9 protein-coding genes are annotated in these 13,757 nt (G+C 42.7%); 2 read left to right on the forward strand and 7 right to left on the reverse strand.

The genetic code is table 11. The annotated features are described in order from the left end of the window. Positions 1-254: 254 nt before the first annotated feature. Positions 255-989: an MBL fold metallo-hydrolase gene (locus tag HUN01_RS05090; RefSeq protein ID WP_181932565.1), complete on the reverse strand. Its 735-nt coding sequence runs from the start codon at positions 987-989 to the stop codon at positions 255-257. 270 nt (positions 990-1,259) lie between these two features. Here HUN01_RS05090 and HUN01_RS05095 point away from each other — a divergent pair, with 270 nt between their 5' ends. Then, on the forward strand, positions 1,260-2,786 hold the full coding sequence (locus HUN01_RS05095; protein ID WP_181932566.1) for a site-2 protease family protein: 1,527 nt from the start codon (positions 1,260-1,262) through the stop codon (positions 2,784-2,786). 197 nt (positions 2,787-2,983) lie between these two features. Here the strand turns inward: HUN01_RS05095 and HUN01_RS05100 are convergent, their stop codons facing one another. The 6 genes from HUN01_RS05100 to HUN01_RS05125 all read right to left on the reverse strand — a co-directional run bounded on the left by HUN01_RS05100 (position 2,984) and on the right by HUN01_RS05125 (position 12,955). After that, the gene (locus HUN01_RS05100; RefSeq protein WP_181930363.1) at positions 2,984-3,784 is read right to left on the reverse strand and encodes a nucleotide exchange factor GrpE; all 801 of its coding nucleotides are present in this window, start codon (positions 3,782-3,784) and stop codon (positions 2,984-2,986) included. Between the two features lie 49 nt (positions 3,785-3,833). Next, a complete protein-coding gene (locus HUN01_RS05105) occupies positions 3,834-4,130 on the reverse strand; it encodes a J domain-containing protein (RefSeq protein WP_069068457.1) in 297 nt (98 codons plus the stop codon). Between the two features lie 45 nt (positions 4,131-4,175). Further along, entirely contained in the window at positions 4,176-6,686 is a 2,511-nt protein-coding gene (locus HUN01_RS05110) for a tetratricopeptide repeat protein (RefSeq protein ID WP_181930364.1), read from the reverse strand. A 415-nt stretch (positions 6,687-7,101) separates the two neighbouring features. Further along, positions 7,102-8,361 carry an FAD-dependent hydroxylase gene (locus HUN01_RS05115; protein ID WP_181930365.1) on the reverse strand — a complete coding sequence of 420 codons (1,260 nt, stop codon included), beginning with the start codon at positions 8,359-8,361 and terminating at the stop codon, positions 7,102-7,104. 153 nt (positions 8,362-8,514) lie between these two features. Then, positions 8,515-9,402, reverse strand: a complete 888-nt coding sequence (locus HUN01_RS05120; RefSeq protein WP_181930366.1) for a peptidoglycan recognition protein family protein — start codon at positions 9,400-9,402, stop codon at positions 8,515-8,517. A 298-nt stretch (positions 9,403-9,700) separates the two neighbouring features. Then, the gene (locus HUN01_RS05125; RefSeq protein WP_181930367.1) at positions 9,701-12,955 is read right to left on the reverse strand and encodes a leucine-rich repeat domain-containing protein; all 3,255 of its coding nucleotides are present in this window, start codon (positions 12,953-12,955) and stop codon (positions 9,701-9,703) included. Positions 12,956-13,301: 346 nt separating this feature from the next. Between HUN01_RS05125 and HUN01_RS05135 the strand changes: the two genes are divergently transcribed. Continuing rightward, positions 13,302-13,457 carry a hypothetical protein gene (locus HUN01_RS05135; protein ID WP_181932965.1) on the forward strand — a complete coding sequence of 52 codons (156 nt, stop codon included), beginning with the start codon at positions 13,302-13,304 and terminating at the stop codon, positions 13,455-13,457. Positions 13,458-13,757 lie beyond the last annotated feature (300 nt).

The raw sequence follows: 13,757 nt of genomic DNA on the forward strand, positions 1-13,757 counted from the left end.
AGCGATAGCTTTAACGCACCCGACAATTTAAGATTTACTTTATAAAAGGGTTTCTTACGCTCCTATTTTGTTAATTCCAAAATTTTCTCAAAATCAAAGTTATTTACTAACTGCCTTAAACCATTAGCTAAATGAGCAATGGGATGAGGGAATTTGATTAATTAATTGCAGAATTTGCTGACCCTAAACTTTAGTTGCACAGTCACGTAATTGTGCTATCCATGCATTTGGCATAACTGCTAACTCCCTTGCTTTTAAAGTAGAGGCTCTATCCGCAACAAAGCTGGTAAATCTAGAGAGACGAGGTGTTGATAAGCTTGATCTATGACTCGCTTGCCTCTAAGAAAGCCTGTATTAGCTCCAGGACAAATATACTGGAGAGTTTCTGGTGTAAAATGTTCTAACAGTAATCGAAGACTCTGAATTTGCCTTGGCCAGTGAAAGGTTTTAGCTGTCCGCAATAATACTGGCTTGCCATACTGATTTGGGAGTAAATGGCGACCAGAAAACAATATACCTCCAAGTTCACTGTAGTAGAGGCAAGATGAGCCAGGAGAATGACCTGGTGTCCAAATCACTTGTGTTGCTACATCAAGGGTAAATTCCTGCCTAAATGTAGTTACAGTTAAGCCTGGTAATAAATAAGCTTCTTGCTCTTGAATCAGCACCTCGCAGCCAAAGGTTTGCTGAAATTCAGCAGTCTTACCAATAGCGCCGCGATGAGTGATGAATAACCAACGCACGCCTCCATGCGATCGCAAAAAATCTTGATTTGTTTGGTCTAAAGCAGGGCAATCTATGAGGATATTCCCTTCATTTCTTACAATAAAATAAGAGGTTCCCCCTAATGTGTCCCGATTGGGTGGAAAGGCAAAAATACTCTCTTGTGCGAAGTCCGATTGCAGAGAACTTCCGCTAGGAACTTCGTCAGGGAAGACAGCCCGTGGTGACTTAGTTGTATGACTTGGTTGTTGAGGTAAAGGGCACATGATCAAAGAACCGAAACTGAGGAGTTGTGGACAATCTGGTTGTAGTGTGGAAATTCTCAAGAATTGAACTGGGGATTGGGAATTGGGCATGGGGCATGGGGCATGGGGCATTTGGGTATTAGTTATTCTTGTCTCCCAGTCCCCAGTACCCAGTACCCAGTCCCCTATTAACCCTTGTGAAAACAATTGAGATTTGAGGTCTGCCTTGTAGTTAATGCTATGGTGCTGAAGCTACTGGTGGGGCGTTTTGTCAAAATTACTGAAGATAACATGGCATTTTGGTTTCTATTTATCCTCCTACTGGGGCTAGCTACTTATTTAATGGTGCAGCACAGCGTCGCTAACATCACTCGGACGCCAGTATGGTTGTTGTGGCTGGTTTTAATGACACCAGCATTTCTGTTGAGTGGATGGACGCTGATATACGGGGCGAAACCACCTCCGCCACCAGGACTGATCATTTGGTCGTTATTTGTCTGCACACTGTTGTACTGGGTGTTGTTTCACTGGGGGCGTCGAGTGCCAACAGATACACAGACCGAAGCTGAATCCCAAGCCCAAGCTTCAGAATCACAGCCGACTATCCAGCCTACCCCAGAACCAATAGTGCGTCCGATTGAGCCAACGGAAGAAACTCAACTGCGAAATTGTTTTCCTTGGTCTGTGTACTACGTTCAAAATATTGAGTATCGACCACAAGCTGTAATTTGCCGTGGTCAGTTGCGAACTAAAGCCAGCAACGCCTACCAGCAGATTAAGACTAATATTGAAGCACAATTTGGCGATCGCTTCTTGCTGATCTTTCAAGAAGGCTTAAATGACAAACCTTTCTTTGTGCTAGTTCCCAATATTCAAGCCGCTAAAGAGAGAAATACACCACGACGCGACCAGGAACGGTTAACTAAACCAGGATTAGCACTACTACTACTAGTAGCTACTTTGCTAACTACTACCTTGGTGGGAGTGGAAATTGCTGGTGTTTCTCTGCCGCCTCTCTGGGAAATTGGCTCTTTGTTCAAAGTTCTATCTAACCCAGATATCCTGTTTAAGGGATTGCCTTATGCTTTAGGACTAATGACTATTTTGGGCATTCATGAACTAGGGCATTATTTGACAGCTAAGTTTTACAAAATTCGCTCGACGTTGCCTTACTTTATTCCCGTGCCTTTCTTTTTGGGAACTTTTGGGGCATTTATTCAGATGCGTAGTCCAATTCCCAACCGCAAAGCTTTATTTGATATTAGTATCGCTGGCCCAATTGCAGGTTTTGTTATTACTTTGCCACTACTAATATGGGGTCTGGCTAATTCTGATGTGGTTGCCATTACTGAAAAAACCCGACTTTTGAATCCTGATGCCCTTAATCCCAAATATTCAATTTTACTGGCGTTACTCTCGAAGTTAGCTTTGGGAAGTGAGTTAACAGCAAAATCAGCCCTTGATTTACATCCAGTTGCGGTAGCTGGTTTTCTGGGATTAATTGTGACGGCGTTAAATTTAATGCCTGTGGGACAACTAGATGGAGGTCACATTGTCCATGCGATGTTTGGACAACGAACTGCGATGGTAATTGGTCAAATTGCTCGCGTGTTGTTGCTATTGCTGGCTTTAGTTCGGGAAGAGTTTTTGGTGTGGGCGATTATCTTATTATTTATGCCGTTGATTGATGAACCTGCACTAAATGATGTCAGTGAATTGGATAACAAACGTGACGTTTGGGGATTATTGGCGATGGCTTTGTTGATTATAATTATTTTGCCATTACCGCAAGCGATCGCTAACCTTTTGCAAATTTAAGTAGAGTATTCACCAATTCTGGATTCTGTATTCTCACTCCTGATTTATTTCCTTCATGCTGTACTAGTACAGCACGGCGGAAATAAACCACCCATTCCCAATCAACAAAACCCTTAAGCTGTCTTCATTTTTAATTTTTAATTTTTAATTTTTAATTTTTAATTCCGCCTTGCGGTACTAGTTCTATATTTGCCTTGTTACTTATCCAAGTCCTCATTCCCTCGTGCGGCTACGATTACCTGTGCTTCTCTCAAGACGCGCATGGCTCCGTCGTTACCAGTGGTATCGCCCCATAAATAACCGCGTACTACTTCCTGAATCACGGTGTTATCTGTAACATCTGCTCTTAACTCACGTCCCACAGCATACATCGTTTGGGAGTTAAAGGGTTTACCCTGTGCTGCGATCGGAACAACCCGCCGTTGTCGTAGTACTTCTAAAAGCGATCGCCTAATTAACTCTACTCCCTGTTGATTGCTGATTAAAATTTCGCTTAAAGATTCTGATATTGGTGATTTTTCAGACACCGTTGATTGAACTTCTTTACCACCAAACCACTGTTTTAGCTTTTCCCAGAAGTTTTTTTGTGGGGGAGATTTTGGTATTGAGGTAGCAGATAATGCTTCTATTTCTTCTTGCCAGTAAGTACAAGCCTGATCTAAAGCATCCAGGATACCCAGCAAATCTTTTAGTAGTTTTTCTTGCTGTTTTTCAAATTTATCCAATGCCTGTTTTTGGCTTTCTTCCAGGCGTATTTGCAGCTGTTCTTTATCTGTACGAGTTACTTCCAATGCTTGCACCAAAGCATCTTGAGTAGAACGCAATAATTTACCCTGTTGCTTAACTTCATGGCGCAAAGCAGTCCATTCTGCCACCATTTGATAGGCATCAAAAGAATTAGTAGATTCTGGCGCTTTAACCAGATACTCTGGTGGCGTTTGTTCTGAATGTAAATATTCTAAAAATTTGTTAAATAAAGCTTCTTTGTCATTTGTCATTTGTCATTTGTCATTTGTTTTCAATACCCCATTCCCTATTCCCAAACAATTAAAATGTGGCACGAATTAAATCATCTAGGCTAACTTCTAGTTGAGCGATCGCTTTTTCTCGTACCTGTTTTAATATTTCTGGGTTCAGTTCTGCTTCTAAGGGACGAATCTTCAAAAAATCCTCATTTTGGATTGTCTCTCCTTTACGAAGTGCCTCGTAAGCTCCTCGAATTGCCTTAAATTCTTCTGGATAAGTATGAGCGGGAAATTCACGCAGCTTGGAATGATATGCCGCTTTAATTTCAGCGGGGGTAGCTCCTGGAGAAATTCCTAAGTGTTCGTGGTGGGAAGTCATAAAAATTGCTGAGTTAGGAGTTATAAAAATTTTCCTCTAGCTTGTTTAAAATAAATCCTGAAAACCTCCTTTTCTTCTACCCTTTGGCTTTCTAGAGGTAGGTGGTAAGCTTCTAAAGATAAAGTCTAAGTCGATCTCTGATTCATCATCTTCTTCCTCATCATCATCCAAGAAATTAGGCATACTGTTTAACATCATTTGCTTAAGTTCTGGAAGCATCTTCTCAAACTCAGCTTGGGGAATTTTGCTGCCAAATAATTTTTTAAGCATCCCTTCTAATAAATCATCAATATTTGACATATTCAGATTGTCAAATTTCTCTGGATCTGGCATTATGCTCTGAGTTTCTTTAGCGGCAAGAAACCCCTGTTCTTCCCGAAATGCTTGTAATGCTTTGGCATCTTGTAGGCGACGAGCTAATTCAAATCCCTCTTGCTTCAATTGTTCGTATTTTGGTTGATTGAGATGGTAGGTAGTGGCTCTAGCTAATAGCAATAAAGGATTTTGTGGTTCCCGACGTAATGCTTCTTCTAAGGCAGGAATCAAGGTTGTAATCCAGCCAAAACGGCGTGCTTGCAGTTGGATATTTGCCAGAGCATTGCCTGGTTGGGGCATGGTGTCGAGGTAGGCACGCAGAGGAGATTCTAGTTTTTGGGGACTTCCTTCTTTGACAGCTAAGACAACTAAATGGGCAACTCTGGCTTCTGGGTGTTTTGCTGATAGGTTGAACAACTTTTGCAGATATTGATTTGTTAAAGCGGCGATGCCTTTTTCGCGTTTGGCGAATAGGTGGATAGAAAGAGCGATCGCTTGCAATACAGAAATTTGCTCATTTCCAGATAATTCTTCTAGGAGAGCTTCCCATGCTTCGGTGGCTGCTTTTTGGTTTAACGAGACTCGTCCGCCTGAGTTGGGAGAACTTTGTACTGCATTCACAAAAATCTGACAGGCACGCAAAGCTGGATCTTTCTGCTCTTTACCCTGCACCAAACGACTAAAGAAGGGATAACTTAGCGTAGAAATAGCATCCACCCAGGGCAACACTTCTACTTCCGATTCAATACTGAAGTCGCCAAAGTGCTTGCCAAAACGGCGACGAGCTTCATTACGTGCTTGTTTGTCTCCTAGTTCATCCCAACAACTCAGCAAGCCATCATAAATTTCTTGATAGCGACAGCCACCTTCAATAGCTTGGGTAATCAGTGCGATCGCTTCAGGATAATTTTCCTCCATTGCCGCATAAAGTCCCTTGCGCCCCAGTAATTCGGGTGATGTGGGACAGATACGTTCTGCTTGTTGTAAAGCTCCTAAAGCAGCGCGATCGCGATCCAGTGCCATGTAAGCATCTGCCATCCGGCAATGGAGGTGAGCTAAGGTTGATTTCAATCGTTCCGCAGGCCATTCTTGAGGCTTTTGTTTTCCTTCCTGCTCTAACCATTTCAATAACTGAGTCAACAAACGTCGGCGTTCTTGCTCAGAATCATTAACTTCAAAGACCTCTAACAGGTTAACTGCCAATTGCGGGTTAAAGGGTTTCTCTGTTAATAAAGGCTGCCAAAATAGCTCTGCACATTCTGCTTGTCCTTGATTAAGTGCCTGTTGACCTGCAAGGGTTAAGAGCGATGTCCGCAGAATATTTAGTTCCGGGAAACGATCTGCACACCGTTCCATCCGTAGCAATACATGGGCGGCATCATGATGATTGCCATCATTAATTAGCTGTACAATTGCCAACGCTGATATTGCATCCTGGATCACCTGATCTGATTGTTCCAGATTTTGGGGATTGAGGGGTGGTTCTCCGGTCTTTGCTTGTTGGAAAGTTGCCAACCGCTCTAAAATTGGATGTTCCAAATACTTTGGTCTGCCAAAGGTGAATCTGGATGATTGCAAACCCAATAGATTAGCGGCTGCACTCCAACTACCACTCACTTGCTGACTGTAAACAAGCCAAGCATTTGGTAAATCTCCTGGGGTGATGGGGCGTTTAATTTTTTGAAAAGATGTCAAAGCGGCTTGTGGTTGTTCATTTTTGAGAGCAATCACTCCTCTTACCCAGTGGAGTTGGGCAGCGCTGAAGCGTTTAGATTGTTGGTTGATTAACTGCTCAACTGTGGCGATATCTCCTTTGAGCAATAGGAGCTTGAGATAAGAGATGCTGTAGTCTTTGGTGAGATTGCCTGCTTCAAAAGCCTCACGGAGCAAATTCAGAGCTACGTCCAATTGATTCAACTCTAGCAAACACCTTGCTTGCCAGTAGTGAGCTTCTCCTGCCAGACCCAATTGTAGAGCGCGTCCAAAAGATTTTTCTGCCTGTTTAAAATCTTGCTTTTGGAATTCCTGTTGACCCCGCAGTAACCAAATCTCTGATTCTTTGGGAGTGAATTCAATATCAGGATGCGATCGCTGATTTTTTTTAATTTCTTCTAACGCCTGCCGATATTTTTTCTGCTTCAGCAATTCTTGCAGTTTTACCTGGAAGGGGTTTTCAGCAAGTTTTGTACCTGTGCTAGAGACGTGTTTTGGTGAGTGGTGTTTGGACTCATGTTTAGCCATCTTTGCCTCCAGTTTGGTAAAACTGTTGATACACCCTATATATATTTAATCAAGATATCAGCGATCGCGATCGTTTCATAGGTAGTTGCTGACTGAAAAAGAATCATGATTAACAATTAATTCAAAATCTAAAAAAGTTGGATGTTTTTTTACGATACTTATGTGTAAACCCTAGCCCAAAGTGAGCGCAATACGGCTCGGTTAAGGCAAGAGACGCGATTTATCGCGTCTTTGGATCTAGAATTTTCATCAAAAAACCTTAACCGAACCGTATTGAAAGTGAGCGAGGCTTTGATTTTTCCTCACAAGACAGTGGTGGTGGGTCGAAATACCCCACACTTCTAAATTCTGATAAATTCTGACTCCTGTTAGCGGATAGCTAAGGTTTAGCCCATTCTGACTACTGAATTCTTCTTCAACGTTTTGCTAATTCTGGAGTCCGCCCTTTCAAGCCAATCATCAATTTCAGCATAAACACCTTTAATATAGGTACTCGTTGCAAAAGCCATAAACCCAGGCGACGAACCAGCACCACAGGTAAGAAATTATTAGAAAACATCCGATCTAACAAATCGGTGAAACCTAAAATTGTCAGATTTTCTAACTTACGCCAGCGTTCATAACCTTTGAGAATCTGGATGTCACCAATATCTTTACCCGCTTTGTGCGCTGCTTGAATTACTTGCGCCAAAGCCGCTGCATCCCGAATACCCAGATTTAAACCTTGTCCGCCGACGGGATGGCAATTGTGCGCCGCATCACCAATTAATGCTAGTCGCGGGAGAACGTAGCGATCGCTTTGCATGAGTTGTACCTGAAAAACAAAGCGATCGCCTAGTAATTCCAATTTTCCCATCTGATCGCCATAGCGGCGGGTTAATTCTGCTAAAAATTGCTCATCATTTAAGGCACACAAAGCTTTTGCTTCTTCATGGGGGGCTGTCCAGACGATGCGGCAACGGTTCCCCGGTAAAGGTAAAATCGCAAAGGGGCCGCTAGACCAAAATCTTTCGTAAGCGGTGTTATTGTGGGGTTTTTCTGGTTTGACAAATGCCACAATGCAAGATTGCCAATATTTCCAGCCAGAGGTTTTGATTCCAGCAGCTTGCCGAATTGGCGATCGCGATCCATCTGCTGCTACAACTAATTTGCTGCGAACTGTTCTTAGCTGATCGGCAACTTTTATATCTATGGCGACTATATTCTGCTGGTATTGCGTATTTACCACTTCCGCTGGACACAGATAAGTCACATTTGGGCAATCTTGGACGAAATCTTGCAACGGCTGCAACAGGGCTTGGTGTTCCGCTACATAACCCAACTCTGCTGTATTTATATCATCTGTGGTAAATTCCACCACATTGGGATAATCGGCATCCGAAAGACGAACTCGGCAATACTTGGCGATTTGAGGCAACATTTTGTCCCAAACTCCAATTCCTTCATAAATTAGTGACGAAAGCTTGTGAACTGCATAGGCTTGTCCCTTCGCTACCGCCGCTGATGCCACTTTCGCCTCAATTAGCAAGACACTCAAACCAGAATCTTTTAAAGCAGAGGCTAGAGTTAACCCAATAATCCCACCGCCGACAATTACCAAATCATATTCATATCCCCGCTCATTTGGCGGTGTTGGTTGAGGGGAAAGAGTTTGCTCAAGCTGCGTTATGGTCATTGTTAAGTTAGGTTACAGCGTCTTAACTCTTATTTTGACGCGATCGCGCCTCCTTGAGCAAGTTAACAATTCAAAATTTTATCCATAAGCCAGGTATAAAGCCTGTTTTACTTCTGACTCCTGAATTCTGACTCCTGAATTCTGACTCCTGAATTATTTACTGACTCGATAGATTGGTCTAACCTGACGATAAGTACTAAGTAAGTCTAGAAATTTATTCCCATCAAAATTTATCGGGTCAACTTTTTTACTAGAACGGTCTACTAGTTTATGGGTAGTGATGCGATCGTCTGGGACTTGACTTTGAGCAATTAACCAAGCAAGAGAATTATATTGAGCTTCCGTATAACCGCTATGGCTTTGTTGGCTGCTAGCGTCATAACCATCTGGCGGTGTTTCCAAAGAAACGTGATAGGCAAAATTGTTCACAGACGGGGGCAAATTTGGATTAGTCTTCACAGTTTCGACTCCATCAGGACTATCAAATACTGAGTTAGCTGCACCAAAAGCCCGCTTGTCTGGCGGTACTAGATAAACCACCGTTCCATCTAACTTGATTAAAGCGTGGTAACTTGCTTGCACACTTTCATCGTCATGGGCTACTTGAAAGAAATTAATCGCGCTAGAAGCTGAATAACCAGTTTCATGGAGGACGATAATCGGTTGGTTGGTGAGAGGAACGCCGCTGACATCTTGGGCGTACCGTTCTCCATAGTTAGTTGGGTTAACTGCGACAACTTGATAATTAGGTCTGTATTGTGCAAAAGCTTGAGTGGTTACATACCTTGCTACAGGCTTGTTAGTCTTGACTGGGGACTTGATAAAATCTTGAGATTTATTTTCTGGCTCTTTCGCTGATTGCAATTCTGCCTGGGGATACTGACTCCAGGCTGTAACCTGTGGATTGGATGTATTGGATGTATCAGATATTGTCGGATTATTTTGTAATTTTGTCGCTCGTCCAATTAGCAGCACTATAATTAGAGCCATGAACATCAGCGAGATTAGTAGCACCCTAGTCGCCCAGTCTTTAAACCTCATTTTTCTGATACCCGTAAAACAGTAGATATTAATTTATAGCTAAATTTGCGTATCCTTTGTAGAGGCACAATTCTGTAAACCTCTACAGTTTATGGTATCAAAACGAGAATCGCTATAATACCTTAAGTCTAGTTAAATATACGTTACTAGTATATGTTGTAATCCTAAGTCATTGTTTTAGATGCTTCCTTTGTCTAGGAGCTATCTCAATGCTATCAAAACCATCGCTACTGGTTCAGGGAATAGTTGATGAATTGTAGAGACACAATTCAATATCGCAATTTCAAATCTAAAATAGTTAGCGTTTATACTCGGCTGCATGATGTTCGCATAGCCACAGGTAATGTCCCTCTGGAGTTAAGACTTTCTTTAATCCACCCCAGTGCTGCTGGGGATCTTTTTCTTCTAAGAGTTGACGCAAAGCACGCAAAGCTGCACCATCAGTGCGTTCTGGATCTAAATCTTCACCTCTAGCAATTTTGTCTGCTAATTCTAAATCTTCAGATTCTTTGAGTTCAGGTAATTTTGCTGCTAGTTCTTTAAATAGTTCTAAATCGTTTTTAAATAGCGTTTCATATTCTTTGGGATCTACCACACCCAGCCAAGGGCCAATTATCGGTGCAGCATATTTCAAAACTTTGAATAAGTTACCAATATAAGGTGCAGTTACTCTCAGCCATTTGGCAGGTTCATTTATTTCATATAAACCACCTTCTTGGGTGGGATGCCAACAGCCTGGTGCTTGGCAATAGAGTTGTAAATCTAATTTCTGTCCAGCTAGATTCTTTTGCCAAGCTTTAGCATCATGGGGACGCAACACAAAGATATTGGGACAGTGAGCATCTATGATTGCTTGTTCGCGACGGAATGCATTGGTAAATCCCCGTTGCGTCAGTTCTAGGAGATTTTTGAATTCATCGAGAATTACTGCTTGTCCGTCAACAACTGTTTTTTCTAACTGGTCAATGCGTTCTAGCACTGCATTTTGAGTATTCCAGTTTAAGCCATATAAGAGTTCTGGCACTGATACATCTTCCATAGCTTCTGGACATTCAATTGTGCCTTTCTTTTTTTCCCAGCGTTGCGATAGTTGTTTATAGTCAAATTCGTGGGTACATGGTTGACCATTATGACCAAAACATGGAATTGTGCGTTGAATGTCTAATCCGGGAAACCTGGCGAGAGTGAGTTCCATGCCATCTCGAAGTAGGACAAAGAAATTTAGCGGGTTAGGGCCTCGCACTGTTAACTTAATATAGCGATCGCTTTTAACAGCTTCCACTAATGCTAAATGTTCCTGCTCATAAGCAAATAAAACACCGTTACGCCAATGAATGCCGGTTGTGAAGCGGTGTTGACGCGCAATAAACCAAGTAGGAATCCCCGCAGGAATGGTATTGAGTTGAAATTTCATCGAAATTTCATTACATTCCCCTGCTTGTTTAATTTGCTGCCATTTCTGTTCATAATTAGGCGCATCGAAGGGCAAACGTTCCACAACCAGGCTGAGATCCCGATTTTCGGGAATGCGATAGGAAAGGTCAAAACGCTCCATGAGGCGCAAAAAGTGATCCCGTATGGATGGCTCTAAATCGCGCCAAAGTTGAGCCATTTCTTGACGGGTGAAAATGCCAAAGCGGTTGATTACGTCTTCGCTTTCCAGCACTTTGCTGATATATTCAGTTACCCACTGGGGCTTGAGAATAACGGTATCGTTAAGTTCTTCGTTGTCTTGGAAGTAGAGAATTTCACCTAATTCATGCAGCCATCGCGCTAGTACTTCCTTGCTGATGTCAGCAACTTGGGACTCAGCCATGATGTCCCACAATTGCTGTGGTGTGATTTGTTTTTTCGGCTGGGTGCGGATTGCATTGGCAGCGTTTAGCCACGTGGTAGGCCAGATTTCACCCATTAAAGGCAACTTAGCGGCTGATTCTGCGATTCCTTGCCGAAGTTTTTCAATGCCATTGCTGCTTTTAGAGCTAATTTTACAATGTTCGATAATCTGGGGGTATTTGCGGCGTAACTCAGTTAGGGGAAGATCGGCATCTCGCTCATCGATGTGTGTGGCGACGAGTAAAATCGGAGATTCGGGGGCTAAGGCTTTGATAGTATCTAGCCAGTAGTAGAGTTTACCTTGCTCAAATCCCAGTCGGGCATTCCAGGCGAGTAAAAATAGAGAGCGGTTGGTGAGGAAGAATTGATGGGTAGCGTGATAGATTTCCTGTCCGCCAAAGTCCCAGGTGTTCAGCTGCATGGTGACAGCTTGCGTGGGATGGGTTAATTCCAGGGATTTAATTTCAATACCGTGGGTGGTGGATTCCTGGGTGTCGAACTCTTCACCGCGCAATGCTCTTAATAATGATGTTTTACCCACACCTCCTTCACCGACGACTAGCAGTTTAGAAATCCACTGCCGTTGACTGCCCTCTAACTTTTCTCGAAGATAGGTTAAAATTGCCTGCCTTCCCTGCTCGACAATTTCAGGCGGCGGCGAGCTTAATTGTGGATTGCTATCGAGGTCTAGCCTTCTCAAGTTGGAGAGTTGGCAGATTTCTGGCGGCACGCTGCTGAGTTGATTTTCACGAAGGTATAGTTTTGTCAAGTTGGAGAGTTGGCAGATTTCTGGCGGTATACTGCTGAGTTGATTGTTATTGAGGTCTAGTCTTATCAAGTTGGAGAGTTGGCAGATTTCTAGCGGTATACTGCTGAGTTGATTGTCAGAGAGGTATAGTCTTGTCAAGTTGGAGAGTTGGCAGATTTCTAGCGGTATACTGCTGAGTTGATTGTTACAGAGGTTTAGCAATGTCAAGTTGGAGAGTTGGCAAATTCCTGGCGGCAGATTGCTGAGTTGATTGCTAGAGAGGTTTAGCTCTGTCAAGTTGGAGAGTTGGCAGATTTCTGACGGTAGACTGCTAAATTGATTGTTACCGAGGGATAGCGTTGTTAAGTTGGAGAGTTGGCAGATTTCTGGGGGTAAACTGCTGAGTTGAGTGTTGTAGAGGTATAGCTCTGTCAAGTTGGAGAGTTGGCAGATTTCTGGCGGTAGGCTACTAAGTTGATTGCTAGAGAGGTATAGTCCTGTCAAGTTGGAGAGTTGACTGATTTCTGACGGTAGACTGCTAAATTGATTGTTAACGAGGGATAGCGTTGTTAAGTTGGAGAGTTGACTAATTACTGGGGGTAAGCTACTGAATTGATTGTTACTGAGGGATAGCGTTGTTAAGTTGGAGAGTTGGCTAATTTCTGGCGGTAGGCTACTAAGTTGATTGTTATCGAGGTATAGCGTTGTCAAGTTAGAGAGTTGACTGATTTCTGGCGGCAGACTACTAAGTTGATTGTTACTGAGGGATAGCGTTGTCAAGTTGGAGAGTTGGCTAATTTCTGGCGGCAGGCTACTAAGTTGATTGTCAAAGAGGTATAGCTCCGTCAAGCTGGAGAGTTGACTGATTTCTGGCGGCAGGCTACTGAGTTGATTGTCAGAGAGGTATAGCTTTGTTGCCTTTTCTTCGACAGCTTGTTCAATAATTTGCAACAGTTCTTCGTTTGTCACCTGCAAACCTCACCAACTTTGTAGCAATATTTACTAAAGCAGTATATCGCAACTAAGCATTAGAGACTGGATTATTGTGTTCATGTGCGTAGAAACAGCTGTAATGTTTAAATTAGCAGGGTGCGTAGGCGTAGCCCGTCATAGACATCGTTACCCTCGAAATAACATTCACTCATTAATGGAGTTCTGAGCCTCATTAACGGAGCTAAAAGACTCATTAATGGAGTTCAAAGACTCATTAACGGAGTTCAAAGACTCATTAACGGAGTTCAAAGACTCATTAACGGAGTTCAAAGACTCATTAACGGAGTTCAAAGACTCATTAATGGAGCTAAAAGGCTCATTAATGCAGCTAAAAGACTCATTCACGAGTATCAAAGGTGCGTTACGCTTTCGCGCTAACACACCCTACGACTACGATCGCTTTATAATTGCAATGTTACGCCTAGGCACTACCAACACTACAGACGATCGTCTTATGGCATACATTGAATATTGTTAATCCTACTGTTGAATCTCAGGCTTATCAGGATTGGGTAAGCCTTGAAAATGATATTTACGACAAAGTATTTGCTGATGAACTTACAGCGCGGTGATGGCGATGAGCCAGTGCAGGTATTACAGTTGTCAAGACAAAAAACGCATTCAGCCCACGGACGATGAGCTTCTTGTTTGTGTAGCTGTAAATGACCTTCACCAAAGCGCTTTTACCTAACTTCAGAATAAAAGCTGCCAAAAATATCACAATTTGGGAAAATAATAAAGTAGGTCGAATATAGCGTTTATCACTGGCGTGCAGTAC

This window comes from Nostoc edaphicum CCNP1411 (assembly GCF_014023275.1).
Classification (GTDB): Bacteria; Cyanobacteriota; Cyanobacteriia; order Cyanobacteriales; family Nostocaceae; genus Nostoc; species Nostoc edaphicum_A.

Coding starts and splice junctions, on each gene's coding strand:
- HUN01_RS05090 (WP_181932565.1), bottom strand. CDS start 989: ATGTGCCCTTTACCTCAACAACCAAGTCATACAACTAAGTCACCACGG.
- HUN01_RS05095 (WP_181932566.1), top strand. CDS start 1,260: ATGGCATTTTGGTTTCTATTTATCCTCCTACTGGGGCTAGCTACTTAT.
- HUN01_RS05100 (WP_181930363.1), bottom strand. CDS start 3,784: ATGACAAATGACAAAGAAGCTTTATTTAACAAATTTTTAGAATATTTA.
- HUN01_RS05105 (WP_069068457.1), bottom strand. CDS start 4,130: ATGACTTCCCACCACGAACACTTAGGAATTTCTCCAGGAGCTACCCCC.
- HUN01_RS05110 (WP_181930364.1), bottom strand. CDS start 6,686: ATGGCTAAACATGAGTCCAAACACCACTCACCAAAACACGTCTCTAGC.
- HUN01_RS05115 (WP_181930365.1), bottom strand. CDS start 8,361: ATGACCATAACGCAGCTTGAGCAAACTCTTTCCCCTCAACCAACACCG.
- HUN01_RS05120 (WP_181930366.1), bottom strand. CDS start 9,402: ATGAGGTTTAAAGACTGGGCGACTAGGGTGCTACTAATCTCGCTGATG.
- HUN01_RS05135 (WP_181932965.1), top strand. CDS start 13,302: ATGCAGCTAAAAGACTCATTCACGAGTATCAAAGGTGCGTTACGCTTT.